The sequence below is a fragment of the Neisseria animaloris genome (assembly GCF_900637855.1).
Classification (GTDB): Bacteria; Pseudomonadota; Gammaproteobacteria; order Burkholderiales; family Neisseriaceae; genus Neisseria; species Neisseria animaloris.
In genome coordinates this window covers 1,559,376-1,581,974 of the sequence record NZ_LR134440.1, presented here as the reverse complement: position 1 = coordinate 1,581,974, position 22,599 = coordinate 1,559,376, and the positions used below count along the sequence as shown (strand labels likewise).

22 protein-coding genes are annotated in these 22,599 nt (G+C 53.8%); 13 read left to right on the top strand and 9 right to left on the bottom strand.

The window, feature by feature from the left end; genetic code table 11:
* Positions 1 to 176: 176 nt before the first annotated feature.
* Positions 177 to 2,012 carry a glutamine--fructose-6-phosphate transaminase (isomerizing) gene (gene glmS, locus EL216_RS07300; protein WP_085390598.1) on the top strand — a complete coding sequence of 612 codons (1,836 nt, stop codon included), beginning with the start codon at positions 177 to 179 and terminating at the stop codon, positions 2,010 to 2,012.
* Positions 2,013 to 2,414: 402 nt separating this feature from the next.
* Positions 2,415 to 3,311 carry a patatin-like phospholipase family protein gene (locus EL216_RS07295; RefSeq protein WP_085390736.1) on the top strand — a complete coding sequence of 299 codons (897 nt, stop codon included), beginning with the start codon at positions 2,415 to 2,417 and terminating at the stop codon, positions 3,309 to 3,311.
* A gap of 210 nt (positions 3,312 to 3,521) precedes the next feature.
* Here EL216_RS07295 and pncC read toward each other — a convergent pair whose 3' ends face one another.
* The 3 genes from pncC to ftsE all read right to left on the bottom strand — a co-directional run bounded on the left by pncC (position 3,522) and on the right by ftsE (position 5,860).
* Complete coding sequence (gene pncC / locus EL216_RS07290; protein WP_085390596.1) at positions 3,522 to 3,995, bottom strand: nicotinamide-nucleotide amidase; 474 nt, start codon at positions 3,993 to 3,995, stop codon at positions 3,522 to 3,524.
* A 300-nt stretch (positions 3,996 to 4,295) separates the two neighbouring features.
* The gene (gene ftsX / locus EL216_RS07285; protein ID WP_085390594.1) at positions 4,296 to 5,210 is read right to left on the bottom strand and encodes a permease-like cell division protein FtsX; all 915 of its coding nucleotides are present in this window, start codon (positions 5,208 to 5,210) and stop codon (positions 4,296 to 4,298) included.
* Positions 5,207 to 5,860 (bottom strand): cell division ATP-binding protein FtsE, encoded by a 654-nt coding sequence (gene ftsE / locus EL216_RS07280; RefSeq protein ID WP_085390592.1) that lies wholly within the window; start codon positions 5,858 to 5,860, stop codon positions 5,207 to 5,209. Before ftsE ends, ftsX begins: the two co-directional genes overlap by 4 nt.
* Positions 5,861 to 6,064: 204 nt before the next feature.
* Between ftsE and EL216_RS07275 the strand changes: the two genes are divergently transcribed.
* Positions 6,065 to 6,316: a BolA family protein gene (locus EL216_RS07275; protein WP_085390590.1), complete on the top strand. Its 252-nt coding sequence runs from the start codon at positions 6,065 to 6,067 to the stop codon at positions 6,314 to 6,316.
* Between the two features lie 69 nt (positions 6,317 to 6,385).
* Here EL216_RS07275 and ftsY read toward each other — a convergent pair whose 3' ends face one another.
* The gene (gene ftsY / locus EL216_RS07270) at positions 6,386 to 7,756 is read right to left on the bottom strand and encodes a signal recognition particle-docking protein FtsY (protein ID WP_085390588.1); all 1,371 of its coding nucleotides are present in this window, start codon (positions 7,754 to 7,756) and stop codon (positions 6,386 to 6,388) included.
* 206 nt (positions 7,757 to 7,962) lie between these two features.
* On the opposite strand from ftsY, the gene EL216_RS07265 reads away from it, so the two are divergent.
* The 5 genes from EL216_RS07265 (at position 7,963) to EL216_RS07245 (ending at position 11,533) form a co-directional block, all read left to right on the top strand.
* Positions 7,963 to 8,409, top strand: coding sequence for a PH domain-containing protein (locus EL216_RS07265; RefSeq protein WP_085390586.1), 447 nt, complete (start codon positions 7,963 to 7,965; stop codon positions 8,407 to 8,409).
* Positions 8,410 to 8,522: 113 nt separating this feature from the next.
* Positions 8,523 to 9,848 carry a M16 family metallopeptidase gene (locus EL216_RS07260; protein WP_085390584.1) on the top strand — a complete coding sequence of 442 codons (1,326 nt, stop codon included), beginning with the start codon at positions 8,523 to 8,525 and terminating at the stop codon, positions 9,846 to 9,848.
* 70 nt (positions 9,849 to 9,918) lie between these two features.
* On the top strand, positions 9,919 to 10,113 hold the full coding sequence (gene thiS, locus EL216_RS07255) for a sulfur carrier protein ThiS (RefSeq protein WP_085390583.1): 195 nt from the start codon (positions 9,919 to 9,921) through the stop codon (positions 10,111 to 10,113).
* 46 nt (positions 10,114 to 10,159) lie between these two features.
* Complete coding sequence (gene yciA / locus EL216_RS07250) at positions 10,160 to 10,615, top strand: acyl-CoA thioester hydrolase YciA (protein WP_085390581.1); 456 nt, start codon at positions 10,160 to 10,162, stop codon at positions 10,613 to 10,615.
* A gap of 123 nt (positions 10,616 to 10,738) precedes the next feature.
* Positions 10,739 to 11,533 (top strand): thiazole synthase, encoded by a 795-nt coding sequence (locus EL216_RS07245; protein ID WP_085390580.1) that lies wholly within the window; start codon positions 10,739 to 10,741, stop codon positions 11,531 to 11,533.
* Positions 11,534 to 11,642: 109 nt separating this feature from the next.
* Here EL216_RS07245 and recQ read toward each other — a convergent pair whose 3' ends face one another.
* Positions 11,643 to 13,979, bottom strand: a complete 2,337-nt coding sequence (gene recQ, locus EL216_RS07240; RefSeq protein ID WP_085390578.1) for a DNA helicase RecQ — start codon at positions 13,977 to 13,979, stop codon at positions 11,643 to 11,645.
* Positions 13,980 to 14,156: 177 nt separating this feature from the next.
* Between recQ and EL216_RS07235 the strand changes: the two genes are divergently transcribed.
* The 3 genes from EL216_RS07235 (at position 14,157) to EL216_RS07225 (ending at position 16,945) form a co-directional block, all read left to right on the top strand.
* On the top strand, positions 14,157 to 14,624 hold the full coding sequence (locus EL216_RS07235) for a surface-adhesin E family protein (protein WP_085390576.1): 468 nt from the start codon (positions 14,157 to 14,159) through the stop codon (positions 14,622 to 14,624).
* A gap of 98 nt (positions 14,625 to 14,722) precedes the next feature.
* Positions 14,723 to 15,361, top strand: coding sequence for a 5-formyltetrahydrofolate cyclo-ligase (locus tag EL216_RS07230; protein WP_126300851.1), 639 nt, complete (start codon positions 14,723 to 14,725; stop codon positions 15,359 to 15,361).
* Between the two features lie 162 nt (positions 15,362 to 15,523).
* Entirely contained in the window at positions 15,524 to 16,945 is a 1,422-nt protein-coding gene (locus EL216_RS07225; RefSeq protein ID WP_085390572.1) for an alanine/glycine:cation symporter family protein, read from the top strand.
* Positions 16,946 to 17,051: 106 nt separating this feature from the next.
* On the opposite strand, the gene EL216_RS07220 is transcribed toward EL216_RS07225, so the two are convergent.
* Genes EL216_RS07220 through minC form a run of 4 tightly spaced genes read right to left on the bottom strand, consistent with a single transcriptional unit; the run spans position 17,052 to position 19,797 of the window.
* Entirely contained in the window at positions 17,052 to 17,981 is a 930-nt protein-coding gene (locus EL216_RS07220) for a hydrogen peroxide-inducible genes activator (protein WP_085390570.1), read from the bottom strand.
* The gene (gene minE / locus EL216_RS07215; protein ID WP_085390569.1) at positions 17,978 to 18,247 is read right to left on the bottom strand and encodes a cell division topological specificity factor MinE; all 270 of its coding nucleotides are present in this window, start codon (positions 18,245 to 18,247) and stop codon (positions 17,978 to 17,980) included. Before minE ends, EL216_RS07220 begins: the two co-directional genes overlap by 4 nt.
* A 3-nt stretch (positions 18,248 to 18,250) precedes the next feature.
* A complete protein-coding gene (gene minD / locus EL216_RS07210) occupies positions 18,251 to 19,063 on the bottom strand; it encodes a septum site-determining protein MinD (RefSeq protein WP_085390734.1) in 813 nt (270 codons plus the stop codon).
* 32 nt (positions 19,064 to 19,095) lie between these two features.
* On the bottom strand, positions 19,096 to 19,797 hold the full coding sequence (minC, locus tag EL216_RS07205; RefSeq protein WP_085390567.1) for a septum site-determining protein MinC: 702 nt from the start codon (positions 19,795 to 19,797) through the stop codon (positions 19,096 to 19,098).
* Between the two features lie 82 nt (positions 19,798 to 19,879).
* Here minC and EL216_RS07200 point away from each other — a divergent pair, with 82 nt between their 5' ends.
* A complete protein-coding gene (locus EL216_RS07200; RefSeq protein WP_085390565.1) occupies positions 19,880 to 20,734 on the top strand; it encodes a Rossmann-like and DUF2520 domain-containing protein in 855 nt (284 codons plus the stop codon).
* 109 nt (positions 20,735 to 20,843) lie between these two features.
* Positions 20,844 to 22,214: an adenylosuccinate lyase gene (gene purB, locus EL216_RS07195; RefSeq protein ID WP_085390732.1), complete on the top strand. Its 1,371-nt coding sequence runs from the start codon at positions 20,844 to 20,846 to the stop codon at positions 22,212 to 22,214.
* The last annotated feature ends 385 nt before the right edge of the window (positions 22,215 to 22,599 follow it).

Sequence of the window (22,599 nt, the reverse complement as noted above, 5' to 3'; positions counted from 1 at the left end):
TGTCTTTTCAGACGGCCCCAAGCCTTCTATGACAGGCCGTCTGAAAAACATGAACCGGAATGAATTTTTTAAAGAAAACAAACCGATGATTTGTTTTTCCTTACCTTTCCCATATCAGGCCGCCTGAACGTCAGCCGGGCTGATTCTTTCCAACCACTTGATACTAAGGAACAATTATGTGCGGTATCGTCGGCGCCATCCGCGCCAACCACAATGTAGTGGACTTTCTCACCGACGGCTTGAAACGCCTCGAATACCGGGGTTACGACTCTTCGGGCATCGCCGTCAATTCAGACAACAAAATCAAACGTGTGCGCCGTGTCGGCCGTGTCGCCCTGATGGAAGAAGCCGCCAGAGAGCGCGGCATGTTCGGCCATATCGGTATCGGCCATACCCGCTGGGCTACCCACGGCGGCGTTACCGAACCGAATGCCCACCCCCATATTTCGAGCGGCACGATTGCGGTGGTGCACAACGGCATCATCGAAAACTTTGAAGAAGAACGCACCCGCCTGCAAAAACTCGGTTATGTGTTTGAATCGCAAACCGACACCGAAGTGATTGCACACAGCGTGAGCCACGAATATCTGCAAAGCGGCGATTTGTTCGCTTCGGTAGAAGCCGCCTGCAAACGCTTCCACGGTGCCTTTGCCATTGCCGTGATGGCGCAGGACAACACCGACCACATGGTGGTGGCACGTATGGGCTGCCCGCTGCTGGTGGCATTCGGCGAAGACGAAACCTTTATCGCCTCGGACGTTTCCGCCGTCATCGCTTTCACCCGCAACATCGCCTACCTTGAAGACGGCGATATTGCCCTCTTAAGCACCAAAGGCATCGAAAAACTGATTGATAAAAACGGCGAGTCCTCCGAGCGTAAAATGAAAGTATCCGAGCTGTCGCTGGCTTCGCTCGAACTCGGCCCGTACAGCCACTTTATGCAGAAAGAAATCCACGAGCAGCCGCGCGCGATTGCCGATACTGCCGAAGTGTTTTTGGGAGGAGGCTTCAAACCGGAGAACTTCGGCGAGAAAGCACGCGAAGTGTTCGGCGAAATCGACAGCATCAAAATCCTCGCCTGCGGCACTTCTTTCTATTCGGCCCTTACCGCTAAGTATTGGCTGGAAAGCATTGCCAAAGTGCCGACCGATGTCGAAATCGCCAGCGAATACCGCTACCGCGACGTGATCGCCAACCCCAAACAACTGGTGATTACCATTTCCCAATCGGGCGAAACCCTCGACACCATGGAAGCCTTGAAATACGCCCAGTCGCTCGGCCACAAGCACAGCCTTTCCATCTGCAACGTGATGGAATCCGCTCTGCCGCGCGAAAGCGAATTGGTGCTGTACACCCGCGCCGGTGCCGAAATCGGCGTAGCGTCCACCAAAGCCTTTACCACCCAATTAGTAGTATTGTTCGGCTTGGCCGTTACCTTGGGCAAAATGCGCGGCCATGTTTCCGAAGCACAGGCACAGGAATACACCGAAGAACTGCGCCAACTGCCCGGCAGCATCCAGCACGTGCTCAACCTCGAGCCGCAAATTACCGCATGGTCGCAAAAATTCGCTTCTAAAAACAGCGCATTGTTCCTCGGCCGCGGCATCCACTATCCAATTGCGCTCGAAGGTGCGTTGAAGCTGAAAGAAATCACCTATATCCATGCCGAAGCCTACCCTGCCGGCGAACTGAAGCACGGCCCGTTAGCATTGGTAGACGAAAACATGCCGGTGGTGGTGATTGCCCCCAACGATATGCTTTTGGACAAAGTGAAAGCCAACATGCAGGAAGTCGGCGCGCGCGGCGGCGAACTGTTTGTGTTTACCGACCTCGACAGCAATTTCAACGAAGACAAAGGCGTGCACGTTATCCGCACCCCGCGCCATGTCGGCGTGCTGTCTCCGATTGTACATACGATTCCGGTTCAGCTTTTGGCCTACCATGCCGCACTTGCACGCGGCACCGATGTCGACAAACCGCGTAATCTGGCCAAATCGGTTACGGTGGAATAAGCGGACTGCGAGAGGCCGCCTGAATGGCAGAATGATTCGGTCGTTCTAAAAATAAACAAGGTTCCGAGCCGACAGGGTTATCCTGTTGCTTGGAACCTTAATTATTTAAAAGAAAACGATGTGCGCCCCATCGTCAATAATCGGTCTTACATCATTTCGCCGCATGAATCGGCAAAACAATTGCAGCGAATATATTGTGATAAAGCATAAACGGCGGCGGGCTTAGGAATGCTTTTCACAGCCACAGATTCGATCTGTTACCCCGCACGAACGGTTTTCAGATGTCCTTTTTGCATTTCAAAAAAAAATTCTGCAAGCCGTATACCACTCCGCAACCATGTTTTTCTCAATCCCATAAGCCGTTATAATTCCGCATCTTTAACCATGCCGTCTGAAAACATCATGAGCAAACGATATTCCCGCCGCACCTTATTGGCAGCCACGGCAGTGCTGGTTCTCGCCGCCTGCGGAACCGCCACCCAACCCAAGCCGCAGCCTATCCCTTCGGTACAGGCCAAGCCTAAAGCGGTTGTCGGGCTGGCACTCGGCGGCGGCGCGTCAAAAGGCTTTGCCCACATCGGCGTGCTTAAAGTTTTGCAAGCAAATAATATTCCCGTCAATATCGTTACCGGCACCAGCGCAGGTTCGATTGTCGGCAGCCTCTACGCCAGCGGCATGCCGCCCGACCGTTTGGAACTGGAAGCGGAAATTTTGGGCAAAACCGATTTGGTGGATTTAACCCTTTCCACCACCGGTTTCATCAAGGGCGAAAAACTGCAAAACTACATCAACCAAAAAGTGGGCAACCGCCCGCTGCAAGCCTTGCCGGTTAAATTCGCCGCCGTCGCCACCAATCTGGACACCGGCAAAATGGTTGCCTTCAACCGCGGCAACGTCGGCCAAGCAGTGCGTGCTTCGGTGAGCATCCCCAACGTGTTCCGGCCTACGGTTATCGGCAATCAGCGTTATGTCGACGGCGGTCTGGCCGCGCCGGTGCCGGTTAATGCCGCCAAAAATCTGGGGGCAAATTTTGTGATTGCGGTGGATATTTCCGCCAAACCCGCCAAACTTTCCGATGCCGGCTTTTTTTCGTATCTCGACCAAAGCCTGAATATCATGAGCACCGCCGCACTGCAAAACGAGCTGGCCAAAGCCGACATCGTGATTAAGCCGCAAGTGCAGCATTTGGGCGCGGTGGGCGGTTTCGACCAAAAAACCCAAGCCATCAAGCTCGGCGAACAGGCGGCTCTGGCGGTTTTGCCTGAAATCAAGCGCAAGCTGGCGGCGTATAAACGTTAAAAGCCTGCCGTACAACTTCCCGAGAAGCCAAGAGGCCGTCTGAAATTTTCAGACGGCCTCTTGGTAACCGAACCTGCTTGAAAACCCGACCAATCTTTCATGGCCGGAAAACCGAATCTTTGCTACCCAAAGCGGCAAAATAAGAAAAAGCAAACCAATGCTATGGGATATTACATTATCCCGCTATAAAAGCACCCGACCTCCCGACCGTCACGCATCGGCCATTTTTTCATCTAAAAACGCCAACGCAAACTGAACGGACTGCGCGCGGATGCTGTCGCGATCGCCGGAGAACAAAGCGGTTTTCGCCCAAATCCGCTGCTTGGTTGCCAAGCCGAACCATACCGTACCGACGGGTTTCTCATCGCTGCCGCCGGTCGGCCCGGCAATGCCCGAGATGCTCAAGGCAAAATCGGCTTTGGCGGTAAGCAGTGCCCCCAAAGCCATTTCGCGCACGGTTTCTTCGCTCACCGCGCCGTAAAAATCCAGCGTATTGGCCTTCACCCCCAAAAGCTGCTGCTTGGCGGCGTTGCTGTAAGTAACAAAACCGGTTTCAAACCATGCCGAACTGCCGGGAAGTTTGGTCAACTCGGCAGCCAGCAGGCCGCCAGTACAGGATTCGGCACAGGTAACGGTATGCCTACGTTCGGCGAGGCGGGCGGTTATGGATTCTAAAATGTTCATTTCATGGCTTTCTTTTCATGTTGTCAGGCGGCCGAAACGGAGGGGTTCAGACGGCCTGAGATTTTGCAAGCTGCTTTCTATACCAGACCGTTAAAAGCAATCTTTGGTTTCCAACAGCATAACAAATACGGATATTTTTACGAAGCGGGTTTTACAGTGAAACTTCCGACTGCTACGGCGTGCGCCTTGCATCGAAGATTAAGTTTGTTTGCCATATATGCCCGCTTCACCGCAAAAAGGCCGTCTGAAAACTTTTAGCTCCACAGGCTTGTTTTCAGACGGCCTCCAACCGCGAACGGCTTATCTTTTCGCTTTAAACCCCAGCAAATGCTGCTGCGTTGCCAACCATGCGCCGGCCATGCCGAGGGCGGCTACCACAGCCAATACCAGCAACACTTCCCATAAATGGAAATACCGCCAAACGATATTGAGGCCGTAGGGTTTGAAAATCTGGTTGACCAGCGGCTGCGACACATTCACCAGCCACGCACACAAACCGAGGCTCACCGCCACCGACAGCACGCTCTGCCATGCGGCCTGATAGAGGAAGGGACGGCGGATAAACGAAGCGGGTGCACCCAAAAGCTTGGTGATTTCGATTTCTTCTTTGCGGCTGAGAATTTGCAGACGGATGGTGTTGTGCGCCACCAAAACAAACGCCACACTCAGGGTAACGGCTAAAAACCAGAAGATTTTATGCACGAAGTCGTTGATTTGATAAAGCGTCTGCATCCATTCGGTATCGAGCTTGGCCGATTCCACCATCGGCAGCTCGCCCAAATCTTTTTGCAGGGCCGTCATTTCTTCCGGCGGAGTGGCGGCATCGGGAGTAACGATAAACACGTCGGGCAACGGGTTTTCATCAAGCATGGACACCAAATCCTGCCCGCCCATGCTGATTTGCAATTCTTCCAAGCCTTTCTGCTTGCCGATAAATTCGCTTTTGGTGATGCGGGGGTCTTTCTCCAGCAGGGATTTTACCGCTTCAGTATCGGCTTCATCGGCACTAAGCTCCATATAAAGCGTAATTTGCGGCGACTCGTTGAGCTTACCCAACACGGCCTGCGAACTTTGCACGCCAAGGTAAAGCGTGAGCGGCAGCGTCATCGCCACAGCCAGCATCAGCAAAATCAGCAGCGTGCCCACGGGCTGTTTCAGCAACTGCCGTGCGGCGTTGGCAGCAGCATCGAGGTGGAGCGACAAATAATGATTCATGATGCGAACCTGCCTTCCTGCAAACGCAAAATACGATGGCCGTAATCCGCCATCAAGGTTTCGTCGTGTGCGGCCACAATCACGGTGGTGCCGACTTCGTGGAAGGTTTTGAAGAGTTCCATAATATCGAGGGCATAGGCGCGGTCGAGGTTGGCCGATGGCTCGTCGGCAATCAAGAGGCTGGGCTGGTGGACGACGGCGCGGGCAATGCACAAACGCTGCTGCTCGCCGCCGGAAAGGGTAACCGGGTCGGAAAGCTCGCGCCCGCCCAAACCCACTTTTTCAATCGCAATCCGCGCGCGGGTTTCGGCTTGTTTGGCATCGTAGCCGATAATACGCAGCGGCAGCAGCACGTTTTGCAGCACATTGCGGTCGAACAGGATTTTGTGGTCTTGAAACACAATGCCGATATGCTGGCGCATGAAGCCGATTTGGTTGTCGTTGAGGCTGCCGATGTCTTGGTTGTTCATCCACACTTTGCCTTCGGTGGGCTTGGTGATGCCCGCAATCAGTTTGAGCACGGTGGATTTGCCCGCACCGGAATGGCCGGCCACGAAAATCATCTCGCCTTTGTCGATTTTGAAGTTGACGTTTTTCAACGCTTGAAAACCGCCGGGATAGGTTTTGGAAACTTGTTCGAAACGAATCATGAATTTTCTCGTAGGAAGGTTGGTTTCAGACGGCCTTTGTTGCCGACAGGCCGTCTGAAAATCATTGAGACCGATTATACCGAATAATGTTGCCGCTGTTCAGCCGCCGCAGTCAGGCATTATCTTATATAATGCAACGTATTTTTCAGACGGCCCCGGCTTTCCGCAAGCCGCCTGAAAACCGTTTTTTCAAAAGGAACCCCCATGCTCACACCCGAACAAGTCAAAGCCATGATCGAAGCCGTGGCCAAATGCGAATATGTGGAAGTGGAAGGCGACGGCCACCACTTTTTCGCCCACATCGTTTCTTCCGAATTCGAAGGCAAAGCCCGCCTTGCCCGCCACCGTCTGATTAAAGACGGGCTGGCCGACAAACTCGCCAGCAACGAACTGCACGCGCTCTCCATCACCACTGCCGCCACGCCTGCGGAATGGGAAGCCAAGCAGCGGGATTGATTGCACCGCCGATATGGAAAGGCCGTCTGAAAACTTATTTTTCAGACGGCCTGTTTCTTTTACCGCAACTTAATCAAACAAAGCATCCACAAACGCACGCGCGTCAAACGGGCGCAAGTCGTCGATGCTCTCGCCCACGCCGATATAGCGCACCGGAATCGGGCGGTTGGAAGCCAGCGCAGCCAAAATACCGCCTTTGGCCGTACCGTCGAGTTTGGTAACAATCAGGCCGGTAACATCGAGCGCGTCATCAAATGCCACCACCTGATTAATGGCGTTTTGACCGATATTGGCATCCAACACCACAATAATTTCATGCGGCGCGTCGGGCATGGATTTTTGCAGCACGCGCTTCACTTTTTTGATTTCTTCCATCAAATGAAGCTGGGTCGGCAGACGGCCTGCGGTGTCGGCCAACACGATGTCGATACCGCGCGCTTTGGCAGCTTCGACGGCATCGAAGCAGACGGCTGCGGAATCGCCCGTGCTTTGCGAAATCACGGTCACGCCGTTGCGCGCACCCCATTCCTGCAACTGCTCTCGGGCGGCGGCGCGGAAAGTATCGCCCGCCGCCAGCAATACCGATTTGCCTTGCGATTGGAAGTATTTGGCCAGTTTGCCGATAGAAGTGGTTTTACCCGCACCGTTGATGCCGGCCAGCATAATCACAAACGGCTGCCCGTTGTCGGGAATCACCAGCGGTTTCTGCAACGGCTTGATTAAATCGTAAATCGCATCTTTCAAGGCACCGCGCAGCTCGTTGCCGTCTTTCAAACCGCGCAACGATACACGTTTGCGCACGTCTTTCATCAGATATTCGGTGGCTTCCATGCCCATATCGCTGGTAATCAGCACGGTTTCCAATTCTTCATACAGGTCTTCGTCGATCTGGCCGCCGCCGAATACGCCGGCCAGCGATTTGGCCATTTGGTCGCGCGATTTGGTAAGGCCTTTTTTCAAACGCGCCGCCCAACCGAGCTTGGCAGGTTCGTCTTCCTCCGTCACAGGCTTGGTAGGCGCGTCGGCAGCGGCAACCACCGGCGCAGTCATCGTGGCGATGCTGTCGGGCAGTCTCAAAGCATCGGCCAATTCGCTGCTGTTGAGTTCGGCCGCCTCTTCCACCGGTGCGGCATCGCCTTCGGGTATCGGCGAAACGTGGATTTTGGCTACCGGCGCATTCGGATCATATTGTTCGGGCAATTCGCTGCTGCCGGAAACCACGCCCGACACCAACTGGTCGAGCACGCTGCTTTCTTCATGTTCTTCTACCGCTTCAAGCTGGGTTTCGGTCAGCGGTTCGAGGGTTTCAGGCGTGGAGATTTCAAGGGCGGACGGCTCGTCCGCGATTTCGGCACCCGTTTCCGATACCGGCTTTTGCACAGGTTCGGCAACGGTTTCGGCAGTTTCCTGTTTTTTCTTGCGTTTAAAGAAGCTGAACATGGCTTTCCTTGTTTGAAAAAGTGGTTTCAGACCTGAATTGTAACGTATTTTCAGAGAATGCCAATCCGCCGGAGCAGAGAAACACGTCAGAGGAAAATAAGTCATATCGGTAACTGTAAATTTATTATCAATATTTTAGTCATGATAAAATGCCGTTCCGCGAGAAACGGTATTTTAATGTTGAAAAATAATCGAGGATATTCACTATGGCTTTTGGTTTGGGCAAACTGGTGCAAGGCGTTTTGGGCAATATGAGCGAAATGCCCGTGGAGGAATTGGCACAACAGTTCGGCCGCTATCTTTTCGAAGGGGAAAAAATCTCTATCGGCTACAAACTGATTCGGGATTTAATTATTTTCACCAACCAGCGTATTTTATTTATCGACAAACAGGGCGCAACAGGTAAAAAGCAGAGTTTCAAATCCATTTATCTGATGAACATTGTCGATGTGGAAATGGAAACCGCGGGCACGGGGCTGGATGACTGTGAAATCACGATTACCTGTCTGCAAAGCATTTACAGAAAAGCACACAACGAACAGTTGCTTACTTATAAATTCGAGTTTCCCAAATCAACCGATATCGTGCCGCTTTACACCATGTTGGGGTCGTTGGCGATGCAAAACCGGCAGGAAATCAACCAACCGCATTGAGAGCGATCCCACAGCTTCCGAAGGCCGTCTGAAATCCTATTTTCAGACGGCCTCCTTGTTTAATACGCAGGCAAAAGCTATTATTTTGGCAATTTTCATTTCGAGGACGATTCATGTTACGCCGTATTATTTTGCTGGCCGCACTGGCCGCTACCACCCCCGCATGGGCGCAAACGCTTGCCCGCACGCTGCCCAACGGCCTGAAAGTGATTGTAAAGGAAGACCGCCGCGCGCCGGTGGCGGTGTCGCAGCTTTGGTATAAAGTGGGCAGTATCGACGAAAAGGAAGGCAAAACCGGCCTGAGCCATGCGTTGGAACACATGATGTTTAAAGGCACGCCCGCCGTGCCTTCGGGCGAATTCAGCCGCCGCGTTTCGGCTTTGGGCGGGCAGAACAATGCCTACACCAACCGCTACGAAACCGTGTATTACGAAAACGTGGCCGCCGCCAATCTGCCCGAAGTGCTGAAAATGGAAGCCGACCGTATGGCAAACCTGAATTTCAGCGATAAAGAATTTATCAACGAAATGAACGTGATACGCGAAGAACGCCGCCAGCGCACCGACGACAGCCCGTTCGGAAAACTATGGGAACATGTGTTTCTCAACAGCTATCAAATCCCCGCCCTGCGCGCGCCGGTAATCGGCTACATGAACGACCTGCACACGCTCAAAGCCGACGATTTGCGCCAATGGTACAAACAATGGTATGCGCCAAACAATGCCACGCTGGTGATTGTGGGCGATGTGAACGCCAAGCAGACTTTGAAAACGGCGGAAAACCTGTTCGGCAACATTCCCGCCAAAACCCTGCCGCCGCGCAACCGCATCAATGAAACCGCCGAACGCGCGCCTGTTTCGGCCGAAACCACTTCCGCCGTTACCCGCCAGCCCGTTATCGCGCTTTCCTACCGCGTGCCCAAACTGGAAAAAACCACCGACAAGCTGCCTTATGCCTTAGACGTGTTGTCGGATATTCTCGGCGGCAACTCGTCGAGCCGTTTGGATAAAAACCTCGTGCGCGGCAAACAGCTCGCCTTGGATATCGGTGTAAACTACGACATGTTCAGCCGCGACATGCCGCTGTTCAGCATCGTCGCCATGCCTGCCGAAGGCACCGGCGACAAAGCCCTGCTCGAATCCATCCACAGCGAAATCAAAAACATTGCCGACAACGGCATCAGCCAAAGCGAACTGGAGAGAGTGCGCCGCCTGAGCGCCGCTTCAGAAATCTACGCCAAAGATTCCATGACTTCCCAAGCATCGCTGTTGGGCCAGTTGGAAACACGCGGTTTCAAATATAGCGACGAAGCCGAAATCCGCCGCCGTTTGCAAAAAGTAAGCGCCGCCGATGTGCAGGCCGCCGCCAAACTGCTCACGCCACAACGCTCCAGCGTGGTGGTGGTGCGCCCCGAAGCGGCTTATGTGAAGAAACCATAAATCCCGAGGCCGTCTGAAAACATCTATCCGCCCCGTTTTCAGACGGCCTCCACCCTCGAAGGAACAAACGATGAACATCAGATTGAATGGCGAAACCGTGCAGTTAAGCGGTTCTACCGTCGCCGATTTAATCGAACAGGTTAAGCCGCCAAAACCTTTCGCCGTAGCAGTAAACACCGCATTTGTATCCAAAACCCGTTATGCCGAAACCATTCTGGACGAAGGCGACAAAATAGACATCGTACGCCCCGTGGTCGGCGGATAAGGCCGTCTTAAAACCCGTCAAAACAAACCATAAAAAGGCAAACCATATGAACCACCCGACAACAAACACACACCTACCGCACGACGCACCCAGAGGCAGCCTGCTGCTGCGCAACCTCGCCATGCCTGCCGACACCAACCCGAACGGCGACATTTTCGGCGGCTGGATTATGTCGCAAATGGACATCGGCGGCGGCATCATGGCAGCCGAAATCGCGCAAGGCCGCATCGTTACCGTGGCCGTCGAACAAATGGCCTTCATCCGCCCCGTAAGCGTGGGCGATGTCGTATGCTGTTACGGCCGTTGCGTGCACGTCGGCAACACCTCGCTGCAAGTGAAGATCGAAGTGTGGGTGAAAAAGGCCATGCACGACAAGCAAGACAACGACCGCCAACTCGTTACCGAAGCCGTGTTCACTTACGTAGCCATCGACACCCAAGGCCGCCCTCGTCCCGTACCGAAAGAAAACAACCCCGAGCTGGAGCAGGCACTGGCTTATTAAACACCCATACAAGGTGTAGAATAACCGCCATACTGCCTCAGGCCGTCTGAAAGCGAGAAGCAGCCGTCCTCCCGTATCCGGCATTTCAGACGGCCTGAACATTTCCATCGAGGAAACCTCCCTATGAGCAACTTGAGCCTCTACAACCAAGCCTTCCCTTCCCGCCTGCTGCTCGGCACCGCGGCCTACCCCACCGCCGAAATCCTGCGCCGATCGATTGAAACCGCCCGCCCCGCCATGATTACCGTGTCACTGCGCCGCCAAAGCACAGCCGGCGAAACACACGGGCAAGGCTTTTGGAATTTACTGCAAGATTTAAATATCCCCATCCTGCCCAATACCGCAGGCTGCCAAAGCGTGCAGGAGGCCGTAACCACCGCGCAGATGGCACGCGAAGTGTTTGAAACCGACTGGATCAAACTCGAACTCATCGGCGACGACGACACCCTGCAACCCGACGTATTCCAGCTCGTCGAAGCCGCCCGCATCCTGATCGGCGACGGCTTCAAAGTGTTGCCCTACTGCACCGAAGACCTCATCGCCTGCCGCCGCCTGCTCGATGCAGGCTGCCAAGCCTTGATGCCGTGGGCCGCCCCCATCGGCACAGGCTTGGGCGTGGTGCACGAATACGCCTTAAAAGTATTACGCGAACGCCTGCCAGATACCCCGCTGATTATCGACGCAGGCTTGGGTCTGCCCTCGCAAGCCGCCCAAGTAATGGAATGGGGGTTTGATGCCGTGTTGCTGAACACCGCCGTTTCCCGCTCCGGCCACCCCGTCGACATGGCCCGCGCCTTTGCTGCCGCCACCGAAGCCGGAAGGCTGGCCTTCGAAGCCGAACCCGTACAACCGCGCACGCAAGCACAAGCCAGCACGCCGACCGTAGGCCAACCCTTTTGGCATTCGGCTGAATATTGAAAGCATAAAACAAAAGGCCGTCTGAAAAAGTATTCCCAACTTTTCAGACGGCCTCTTATTTTTTATTGTGTTACGTTTGATTTGCGCGGAAAGATTGATATAACGCGGTTTACATTATTCCCTGCTGCTGTCTGCACACTTCCAACACCGCCTTGCCGTATTTTTCGATTTTGTCTGCACCCACGCCGTGTATACCGCCCAACTCCGCCAACGTTTGCGGCTGTTTGGCGGCGATGGCGCGCAGGGTGATTTTGCTGAAAACGGTGTGCTCGGGTTCGCCTTCGGTTTCGGCGGTGGCGGCGCACCACTGCATCAGGGCGCGCATCAGGCGGCGTTTGTGTTTGGCTTCGTTGCTGAGGCCGTCTGAAAAGGGTTTGCAGACAGCCAGTATGCTGCTGCCGAATTTGCCGATGCGTACTGCGCCCAAGCCGTAGATGCCGTTTAAGTCAGCGGCTTCTTCGGGGGTGTTGCGGACTAAATCGAGCAGGCTGTCGTCGGGGCAGACGGTATGCGGGGTAACGCCTTCTGTCTGTGCGGTACGGCTGCGCCATGTGTTCAAGGCTTGCCAAAGCCGGCGGTCGCGTTCGGTTTCGAGGCCGTCTGAAACGGTATCGGGCAAGGCGGATGGGTGTTCAGACGGCCTGCCGTGTTCTGTAAAGGCTTGGCACACTTCGATGATTTCGTTGCCGAAGCTGTTGATTTTGGCTTCGCCCAAGCCGTAGATGTCGTACAGTTCGGCGGGGGTGGCGGGCAGTTTTTCGACGATGTCGCGCAGGGTTTTGTCGCCGAAAATCACATAAGCGGGCACTTCTTCGGCCTGTGCGCGTTTGAGCCGCCAAGCGCGCAATGCTTGCCAGATGCGTTCTTCACGTTCGGTACGCAGCCATTCTTCTTTCGGTTTTTGGGTGGCGGCTTTGTCGCGTTTGAGCGGGCGCAGCCATACGGGTGTGCCGCCTTTGAGCACGGTTTTGGCGGCGGGGGTGAGTTGCAGGGCTTGGTGCATCAGGGGGTTGACGGTGAGGTAGCCGGCGCTGATGCATTGGCGGATAACGGCGCGCCATTCTTTGTCGGAAAGGTTGTCGCCGATGCCGAAGGTGGATAATTCGTGGTGGCGGTTGCGGGCAATCCAATCGTCGCTTTTGCCGCGCAATACGTTAATCACATAACCTGCGGCGAACTGTTGGCCGACCCGGTACACGCAGCTGAGCAGTTTCTGCACCGGCACGGTGCCGTCGAAGCGCACGGGCGGATGCAGGCAGTTGTCGCAATGGCCGCAGGGTTGGGAATCTTCGCCGAAGTGTTTGAGCAGCAAAACGCGGCGGCAGTCGGCGGTTTCGCATACCGACAACATGGCATCGAGTTTTTGCAGTTCGATTTGTTTTTGCATGTCGTCGCTGTTGCCGGTTTGGATGCGTTCGCGCAGCAACACCCAGTCGTTAAGGCCGTAGCACAGCCAGCTTGCGGCGGGCAGGCCGTCGCGCCCCGCTCGGCCTGATTCTTGGTAGAAATGTTCGACGCTTTGCGGCATGTCGAGATGGGCGACGAAACGCACATCGGGTTTGTCGATGCCCATGCCGAAAGCGACGGTGGCGACGACGATAACGTTGTCTTCACGGGTAAAACGCCGCTGGTTGGCCTCGCGCACGTCCATGCTCAAACCGGCGTGGTAGGGAATGGCATCCAAGCCGTGCTCACATAAAAAGGCGGCGGTGTCTTCCACTTTTTTTCGGCTCAGGCAATAAACGATGCCGCTTTGCCCCGCCATCTGTTTCACGATGAAATCAAGCAGTTGTTTTTTACCGTTGTTTTTTTCAATTACTTGGTAGTAGATATTCGGGCGGTCGAAGCTGGCCACGAACTCGGCCGCGTCTTCCAAGCGCAGGTAATGTTTGATGTCGGCGCGGGTGGCGGCATCGGCGGTGGCGGTGAGGGCGATGCGGGGAACGTGCGGATAGCGGTCGGCCAGCAAACCGAGCTGTTGGTATTCGGGGCGGAAGTCGTGCCCCCATTGGCTCACGCAATGGGCTTCGTCGATGGCAAACAGGCTGATGGTGTGTTGGTCGAGAAAGCGCAGGAAACGCTCGCCAACCAAGCGTTCGGGGGCAACGTAAAGCAGTTTCAGACGGCCTGACTGGATATCGTCGGCAATCTGCCGCGCTTCGTCGGGAGTAGTGCCGCTGTGCACGCAGGCCGCCGCCACACCCGCCGTGTGCAGCGCGGCCACTTGGTCGTTCATCAGGGCAATCAGCGGCGACACCACCACGGCCACGCCTTCGCGCATCAGGGCGGGAATTTGGTAACACAACGATTTGCCGCCGCCGGTGGGCATCAACACCAGCAGGCTGTTGCCGACCGCCAATGTGTCCACAATCTCGGCCTGACTGCCGCGGAATTCGGGGTAGCCGAAAACGTCGTGCAGAATTTGGGCGGCAGGCGGCTTGGTCATGAAACGGTTTCCGTATATTATAGAAAGCTGTTATTTTAGCTTTTTTAAACGGCTTCCGAATAATTTTCTGCGGCGGGCTTATCCGCATGCAATCCGAGAAAAGTATGAACGGAAACCTTTCGAGGCCGTCTGAAAAACAAACCGAACATGGCCTGAAGGCCGTCTGAAAGGAATTTAATGAACATCTCTCTTATTCTGCGCCGTACCGCTGCTGCCGCTCTGGTTTCAAGCATTGCCGCTTGTACGGCCATGGATGACATGGGCGACATGGGCGGCAAAGGCCCCAACGTGAGCGGCCACTGGGATAAAATCGGTACCACGTCCAACGGCAATATCAAAGCCTTTATCGACCGCAACAGCATCCAGAAAAACGGCAACCTCGTTACTTTCCGAGATAAAAAAACCGTGCAGAAACCCAACGAAGAGCGTTATGTAAACACGCCCAGATACAAAACCGCCATCGGTACTTGGGAAATGCATTGTGTCAACAAAACTTACCGTTTGACAGAGTTGCAGCTGATTGATGAAAAAGGCATGCTATTGGTGAATGAAACTTACACCGCCGCCGGTTTGCGCCCGTTGAGCGTAATGTCTGGCTCGATAACCGAAAAACAGTTTGAAGCCGTTTGCGACAAAAAACTGTAGGCGGGCTGTCTACTTATGGTGCCCGGATTCCGGCGAATCCGGGTCTCTTTTCCGTTTTATCCCGAATGCATCCGCCACGACATCAAAACCGGATGTCTATGTGGTTTCCTGCCTTAAACGAAAGGCCGTCTGAAATGCCCCGTACAGCCGATAAAGCCTCACTGCGCCGGCAATTCCGCCTTGCACGCGCAAAGCTGGGTAAAAGCGAGCGCCGGCAGGCCACCCGTAAAATCAATAATCTTCTCAAACGCTACATACGCCGCAACAGCCGCATCGGGGTGTATTGGCCGATAGGCGGCGAATTGCGCTTGGACGGCTTGATCGAGGCCGTCTTAAAACGCGGAGCCAAACCCTATCTGCCCTATATCGAACCGCACTCGCTCAGATTATGGTTCACACCCTATTCCGGCAACCGCAAAGCCGCCGAACGTCAACGCGGCAACGGCAAACTTTATATTCCCCAGTTTGCCGGCGAAAAAATCCGCGCCCACCGCCTGAACCTGCTGCTGGTGCCGGTTGTCGGTATTGACCGCCAAGGCTGCCGTCTGGGTCAGGGCGGCGGGTATTACGACGTGTCGCTGGCCGCCTGCCGCCACCGTCTGCAACCGCGCACGTTGGGTGTCGGTTTCGCCTGCCAGCTCTGCGACGAATTGCCCCGCGAAATACATGATACGACGCTAAACGGCTTCGTCTGCGAGCTCGGGGAAATGCGTTTTAAAATGCCAAAGTGTTTTTAATCAAGTATAAATAATTGAATTTATTAAAAACACCAAAATTACTCTGCGTAAAATCTTCGCTATTTTTGTCGACAATCGTTAAAATGTGTTTTTTTCAGACGGCCTGCATGCTCTGATTTACAAGAGGCCGTCTGAAAACCATCAGTAACAAGAGAGGGATTTATGGTTGAAACCATTCATACGTTCGTTAACAAACTCAACGGCCCGCTATGGCAATTGCTGGTTTTCCTTTTGCTGGGAGTCGGCCTGTTTTTTACATTCCGTACAGGTTTCGTACAAATCCGCCTGTTCGCACGTAGTGTGAAAGAAATGTTGGGCGGGCGGCAAGAAGGCGGCGACCCGCACGGCATTACGCCCTTTCAAGCATTCGTTACCGGCTTGGCCAGCCGCGTGGGGGTGGGCAACATTGCCGGTGTAGCCATTGCGGTATCGATGGGCGGCCCCGGCGCGGTGTTCTGGATGTGGCTGACCGCTCTTTTAGGCATGAGTTCGGCCTTTGCCGAATCTTCGCTTGCCCAACTCTTCAAAGTGCGTGACTACGACAGCCACCATTTTCGCGGCGGCCCCGCCTATTACATTACCCAAGGCTTGAAACAACGTTGGCTCGGTATTTTGTTCGCCCTGAGCCTGATTCTCGCATTCGGTTTCGTCTTCAACGCCGTTCAAGCCAATTCCATCGTTGCCGCCACCCAAACCGCTTGGGGCTGGAAACCGGAATTGGTGGGCCTGGCTTTGGTGATTATGACCGCCCCGATTATTTTCGGCGGTATCCGCCGCGTATCGAAAATTTCGGAAGGCGTGGTGCCGGTAATGGCCATTCTTTATCTGTTGATGGCAGTTTACGTGATTCTGACCAACCTCTCTGCCGTGCCTGCCGTATTCGCGCTGATTTTTGAAAAAGCCTTCGATTTTCAAGCTGCCGCAGGCGGTTTCTTCGGCGGCATGGCCGCCCAAGCCATGATGCTGGGCATCAAACGCGGCTTGTTCTCCAATGAAGCCGGTATGGGTTCGGCTCCCAACGCTGCCGCCGCTGCCGAAGTCAAACATCCTGTTTCGCAAGGCATGATTCAGATGTTGGGCGTGTTTGTCGATACCGTTGTCGTGTGCTCCTGCACCGCCTTCATCCTGCTGCTGTCGCACGTTACCCAAAACCCGGGCGAGATGACCGGGGTGCAGCTCACTCAAACAGCCATCGAAAGCCATGTCGGTGCTTGGGGCAAAGACTTTTTGGCCGTATTGCTGTTTATGTTTGCTTATTCTTCGATCATCGGCAATTATGCTTATGCGGAATCCAATGTGCAGTTCATCAAGAGCAGCCGCCTTTCACTGGCCATTTTCCGCTCTATCGTGCTGGGGTTTGTATACTTCGGCGCGGTAAACAGCGTGCCGGTGGTATGGGATATGGCCGACTTATCGATGGGGATTATGGCGCTAATCAACCTGATTGCCATCATCGCCTTATCGCCGCTGGTGTTCCTGCTGCTGAGGGACTACACCGCTAAACTGAAAATGGGCAAAGACCCTGAGTTCAAACTTTCCGAACACCCCGGCCTGAAACGCCGTATCAAATCGGATATCTGGTAGTTTTCAGACGGTCTGCGGCCTTTAAAACAACCGGTTAAAAAAAACAGCTGTCTTCAATCGACAGCTGTTTTTTTTAACCGGCTTTGGAGATTCGCCAAACCTCTTTTCAGACGGCCTGATTCCCGACAAAGGTAACGCCGCTCAGTTGCGAAGACAGCACTGCATTACGCAAGGCCGCCAACGCTTTGGGTCTGACAAAATTACGGCGGTAAGCCAAAACCACCCGACGGTGCGGAATCACGCCTTCAAACGGAATAATGCTGAACAACATATGGTCGTTTTCGGTTAATGCCGTGGCAGGCATCACACTGATGCTCAAACCGCTGGCAACCATATGGCGGATAGTGTTGATCGAGCTGCCTTGCAACGTGTTGGTCAGCCCTTGTATTTTCTGTTTGGAAGCCAATTCCGAACAGCTTGTCAATACTTGATCACGCATACAATTGCCCTCTGAAAGCAACAACACTTGCTCCTCCGCCAACAATTCGGGCGTAACCGCATCCAAATCCTCAAAATGATGGCCTTTGGGCACAATCACAAAAAACGGTTCGTCATACAACGGCTCGGTTATGATGCCCGGCTCATGATACGGCTCGGCCACTACAATCGCATCCAAATCGCCGCGTTTAAGGGCTTCAGTCAGAATATGGGTATAGTTTTCATCGAGCATCAACGGCATGTTCGGCGCGATTTTACGCAAAGCCACTATCAGCTTCGGCAACAAATAAGGCGCAACGGTAAAAATCAAACCGAGTTTCAGCGCACCTTCCAATTCGTTTTGCTCCGCATTTGCCAAATGGCGGATCAGTTCCGCCTCCTCGAGCACACGGCGGGCTTGGGCAATGATGCGCTCTCCAGCTTCGGTGGTAATGATATCGTTACTGCTCCGGTCAAACAGCGATACAGACAGCTCTTCTTCCAGCTTTTTAATGGCAATCGAAAGTGTGGGCTGGCTGACAAAACAGCGGCGGGCAGCACGCCCGAAATGACGTTCCTGCGCCACTGCAACGATGTAACGCAATTCGGTCAATGTCATTCTTCAGCCTTTTTTTGCTGCTCCGGCAGCGTAATGTTCAATTCAAGCACATCCATGCCGTTTTGCTTCTCCTGAGTAATACGGATGTCGTCCAGCGAAACATGCACATATTTAGACAGCACTTCCAGCAGCTCTTTTTGCAACGTAGGCAGGTAATCGGGAGCCTGATCTTTGGCACGTTCTTGGGCGATGATGATCTGCAAACGGTCGCGTGCTACTTCAGCAGTTTTATTTCTTCTACCGAAGATCAAATCAATCAAAGACATGGTTTAACCTCCGAACAGACGTTTAAAGAAACCTTTCTTCTCGGCTTCTAAAAAACGCATTTCACGGTTTTCACCCAACAAGCGGGCGACAACGTCTTTATAAGCTTCGGCAGCCACTGCATCATTTTGGTGGATAACAGGCGAACCGGAGTTGGATGCCTGCAATACGCTTTGCGATTCGGGAATCACGCCGATCAGCGGAATACGCAGGATATCGCAAATATCTTGCACCGACAGCATTTCGCCTTTGTTTACACGCTCGGGCGAGTAACGGGTAATCAGCAAATGTTCTTTAACGGTTTCGCCTTTTTCGGCTTTGCGGCTCTTACTTTGCAGAATGCCCAGAATACGGTCGGAGTCGCGCACGCTCGACACTTCCGGATTGGTGGTAACAATAGCTTCATCGGCAAAATACAACGCCATCAGCGCACCTTGTTCGATACCGGCGGGAGAGTCGCAAATCACAAACTCGAAACCCATTTCACCTGCTAAATCTTGCAGCACTTTTTCTACGCCGTCGCGGCTTAAAGCATCTTTGTCGCGGGTTTGAGAAGCGGGTAAGATATACAGATTGTCGCAGTGTTTGTCTTTAATCAAAGCTTGATTTAGGGTTGCTTCGCCCTGAATCACGTTTATCAAATCATATACGACACGACGTTCGCAACCCATAATCAAATCGAGGTTGCGCAAACCTACGTCAAAGTCGATTACAGCTGTTTTGTGGCCGCGCAAAGCCAGGCCTGATGCGATGCTGGCACTGGTAGTGGTTTTACCGACGCCGCCTTTACCTGAAGTTACTACAATGATTTTTGCCACGATTTTTCCTTTTTCTTTCAAATATAAAACAGTTATTCCTCACCGATCGGGCTGATAACCAGCCGGTTATCCTGCAGCGATATCTGCACCGGTTTTTTGTGTAGGTGTGCAGGCAGGCTTTGCTCGAAATTACGGTAAATACCTGCTACCGAAACCAATTCCGCCTGCATGGAATAGATAAAAATCCGTGCTTCCCTGTTGCCGGTTGCTCCGGCAAGAGCCCGGCCCCTCATGGTTCCGTATACATGGATGTTGCCGTCGGCAATGATTTCCGCACCCTCGTTTACGATATCGGTAACAATCAGATCGGCATTTTCGGCATAAACCTGCTGACCGGTACGGATAGGTGTGCTGACCAACACGGTGGGTTTGCTGATAACGGTAGCTTTGACCGGCTTTGCCGCAGCCGGCTGGGTTTGCGTCTCGGGCGCTTTTTCATTTTGGCTGAACGACAAATGGTAGGCCGCAGCATGTGCCGCCCAAGCTTCGTTTTCATGGCGCAGACCTACGATTTGCAGTCCGTAACGGGCAAACAATGAAACAATCCCGCCGATATTGAGTTCCCCGGGATTGTTAAATTCCTGCACGTCCAATAAAAACAGCATGCTGTCGAGCTCTTTGTGCTGGCTCACCCGCTGCTGTAAAAATTCTTCCAATTCCCCTAAATCCGCAGTATGCAACTGCACTGAAAGCACATCAAGCCGTGCTGATTTCACGTCAAAAGCAGGTTTCATTTTCTGTTCAGTCATAAAAAAATTTAATGAGCTAAGTTTACCGTGATAACCTAAGCTATTCAATCTGTTTAAGCTGTCTGAAATGAAAAAAACCTTCCATATTATCGGTGCCGGACGCGTCGGACAGACTTTTGCAACCGTTTTGCCGAAAAACGGCCGCTGGCAGCTTGCAAATGTCGTCAGCCGAAGCAGTACGGTTGCCATGGCAGACTGTATCAGCAAGGCAATAGTTCCCCGTATTTCCTACCTGCCTGAAGCCGATACCGTTTTTATTTGTACACCCGACAATATTATTGAAGAAACGGCAGCAGCAGTCGCCTGCCTGCCGTGGCTGAATACAGGCACGCTGGTGCTGCATATGAGCGGTGCGAAAACCGTGGCGGTGCTGGATGCCGCTGCCCGAAGCGGTGCGATGACCGGCAGTCTGCATCCCGTTTTCGCCTTCGCCGATATTGAAAAATCGGTTGCGGAACTTGCCGGAAACTTATGCGCACTCGAAGCCGGCAGTGAAGCAGCTATGACGGTTCTGCACGAATTGGCCGATGCCGCCGGATTGCGGGCGTTTGAAATACCTTCCGAACATAAAGCCCGTTATCATGCGGCATTGTCAGCCGCATCCAATTTTTCAGTAACTCTGGCCGCGTTTGCCCAAGACCTGCTGCACCCGTTGCACCTGCCCGAACAATTATCTCGGGAGCTGGTATGCAACCTGATGCAGCAAAGTGTTAACAATCTTGCCCGCCTTACACCGTTACAGGCACTTACCGGCCCGATTGTACGCGGCGACGATTCCACCGTTGCCGCACATCTGGCGTGTATGAATGTCCAGGAGCAGAAAAACTACCGTTTATGGGCGCAGGCAACGCTGGAATTGGCAAGAGCACGGTTAAGCGAAGAATCGGCACGGCAAATGGAAAACCTGTTGGAGCGGCTTTGATAACGAGGCCGTCTGAAAAGCCTCTTTGATGTATAATTGCCGCCAATTTCAAACTGTTGCCGACCGCTTTCGGGCTGCCGCATATCCCGCAATCAAACAGGAATCCGCTATGATCAACCCCATTTCCGCCCTTTCCCCGCTCGACGGCCGCTACGCCCAATCCGTAGAAGCCCTGCGCCCCATCTTCTCCGAATACGGCCTGATGAAAGCCCGTGTCAAAGTAGAACTCAACTGGCTCAAAGCTCTGGCCGCCGAACCCAAAATCACCGAAGTACCCGCATTCAGCGACTTCACCGTTGCCGAAATCGACCGCGTGATTGCCGAATTTTCGCTGGAAGATGCCGCCGCCGTAAAAGCCATCGAAGCCACCACCAACCACGACGTGAAAGCCATCGAATACTGGTTGAAAGAGCGTTTTTCAGGCGTGCCCGAAGTTGCCGCCGCCGGCGAATTTATCCACTTCGCCTGCACCAGCGAAGACATCAACAACCTTTCCCACGCCCTGATGCTGGCTGACGCCCGCGAAACCGTGCTGCTGCCGAAGCTGGCCGAAATCACCGCCAAGCTCACCGAAATGGCGCACGACCTAGCCGCCGTGCCGATGATGAGCCGCACCCACGGCCAACCCGCCACACCTTCCACCTTGGGCAAAGAAATCGCCAACGTCGTTTACCGCCTGCAACGCCAAATCAAACAGCTTGCCGCACAAGAATTTTTAGGCAAAATCAACGGCGCGGTCGGCAACTACAACGCCCACATGGTCGCCTACCCCGATGTGGATTGGGAAGCGCACTGCCAAACCTTCGTCGAGCAAGCATTGGGGCTGACCTTCAACCCCTACACCATCCAAATCGAGCCGCACGACTACATGGCCGAGTTTTTCCAAACCCTGAGCCGCATCAACACCATCTTAATCGACTTCAACCGCGACGTATGGGGCTACATCTCCCTCGGCTACTTCAAACAAAAAGTCAAAGCGGGCGAAGTAGGCAGCTCCACCATGCCGCACAAAGTCAACCCTATCGACTTTGAAAACTCCGAAGGCAACTTGGGCATGGCCAACGCCGTGTTGGGCTTCCTTTCGGAAAAACTGCCTGTTTCCCGCTGGCAGCGCGACCTCACCGACAGCACCGTGCTGCGCAACATGGGCGTAGGCGCAGGCTACACCGTGCTGGGCTTGATCGCCCACCTGCGCGGCCTGAACAAACTGGAAGCCAACCCCGCCGCCCTAGCCGCCGACTTGGACGCCACTTGGGAACTCTTGGCCGAACCGATTCAAACCGTGATGCGCCGCTACGGCGTGGCCAATCCGTATGAAAAACTGAAAGACCTCACCCGCGGCAAAGACGGCATCACGCCCGACGTGCTGAAAGTGTTTGTCGAATCGCTGGACATCCCCGCCGCTGCCAAACAGCAGCTGCTGGCTCTAACACCTGCGCTGTATGTAGGCAAAGCCGAAGCATTGGCGAAACGTATTTAATCAAGGCGTTTGAAATGATAACAGGCCGTCTGAAAATGTTCAGACGGCCTGTTGTGTTTTGAGAAGGTTTAATACACAGCCGCGCGAAGGTGGCTGCCGCATCGGGGCCGTCGTCATGGTCGGCCATCGGGTTTCAACACACAGCCACCCGAAGGTGGCTGAAGCCCTTCTCAAACCGTTGGCAGGCAAAGACTCAAAAGCCTGTTTTCGCCAACCTGTTCAAAAAGATGTACGAACAGACTATATCACAGCCGCTTGATTTTTAACTGCCTGAATGGTCGAAAAAAATATTTCGCCAACCTTACGGCTTTCGGATGGCAACCGCCGGTCAGCACCGATATGTAAGGATATGTGCCTTTCCATCAAGGCCGTCTGAAAACATCAT

Bases quoted from the DNA above. Each gene is read 5' to 3' on its own strand.
- glmS (WP_085390598.1), top strand. From the start codon at position 177: ATGTGCGGTATCGTCGGCGCCATCCGCGCCAACCACAATGTAGTGGAC.
- EL216_RS07295 (WP_085390736.1), top strand. From the start codon at position 2,415: ATGAGCAAACGATATTCCCGCCGCACCTTATTGGCAGCCACGGCAGTG.
- pncC (WP_085390596.1), bottom strand. From the start codon at position 3,995: ATGAACATTTTAGAATCCATAACCGCCCGCCTCGCCGAACGTAGGCAT.
- ftsX (WP_085390594.1), bottom strand. From the start codon at position 5,210: ATGAATCATTATTTGTCGCTCCACCTCGATGCTGCTGCCAACGCCGCA.
- ftsE (WP_085390592.1), bottom strand. From the start codon at position 5,860: ATGATTCGTTTCGAACAAGTTTCCAAAACCTATCCCGGCGGTTTTCAA.
- EL216_RS07275 (WP_085390590.1), top strand. From the start codon at position 6,065: ATGCTCACACCCGAACAAGTCAAAGCCATGATCGAAGCCGTGGCCAAA.
- ftsY (WP_085390588.1), bottom strand. From the start codon at position 7,756: ATGTTCAGCTTCTTTAAACGCAAGAAAAAACAGGAAACTGCCGAAACC.
- EL216_RS07265 (WP_085390586.1), top strand. From the start codon at position 7,963: ATGGCTTTTGGTTTGGGCAAACTGGTGCAAGGCGTTTTGGGCAATATG.
- EL216_RS07260 (WP_085390584.1), top strand. From the start codon at position 8,523: ATGTTACGCCGTATTATTTTGCTGGCCGCACTGGCCGCTACCACCCCC.
- thiS (WP_085390583.1), top strand. From the start codon at position 9,919: ATGAACATCAGATTGAATGGCGAAACCGTGCAGTTAAGCGGTTCTACC.
- yciA (WP_085390581.1), top strand. From the start codon at position 10,160: ATGAACCACCCGACAACAAACACACACCTACCGCACGACGCACCCAGA.
- EL216_RS07245 (WP_085390580.1), top strand. From the start codon at position 10,739: ATGAGCAACTTGAGCCTCTACAACCAAGCCTTCCCTTCCCGCCTGCTG.
- recQ (WP_085390578.1), bottom strand. From the start codon at position 13,979: ATGACCAAGCCGCCTGCCGCCCAAATTCTGCACGACGTTTTCGGCTAC.
- EL216_RS07235 (WP_085390576.1), top strand. From the start codon at position 14,157: ATGAACATCTCTCTTATTCTGCGCCGTACCGCTGCTGCCGCTCTGGTT.
- EL216_RS07230 (WP_126300851.1), top strand. From the start codon at position 14,723: ATGTGGTTTCCTGCCTTAAACGAAAGGCCGTCTGAAATGCCCCGTACA.
- EL216_RS07225 (WP_085390572.1), top strand. From the start codon at position 15,524: ATGGTTGAAACCATTCATACGTTCGTTAACAAACTCAACGGCCCGCTA.
- EL216_RS07220 (WP_085390570.1), bottom strand. From the start codon at position 17,981: ATGACATTGACCGAATTGCGTTACATCGTTGCAGTGGCGCAGGAACGT.
- minE (WP_085390569.1), bottom strand. From the start codon at position 18,247: ATGTCTTTGATTGATTTGATCTTCGGTAGAAGAAATAAAACTGCTGAA.
- minC (WP_085390567.1), bottom strand. From the start codon at position 19,797: ATGAAACCTGCTTTTGACGTGAAATCAGCACGGCTTGATGTGCTTTCA.
- EL216_RS07200 (WP_085390565.1), top strand. From the start codon at position 19,880: ATGAAAAAAACCTTCCATATTATCGGTGCCGGACGCGTCGGACAGACT.
- purB (WP_085390732.1), top strand. From the start codon at position 20,844: ATGATCAACCCCATTTCCGCCCTTTCCCCGCTCGACGGCCGCTACGCC.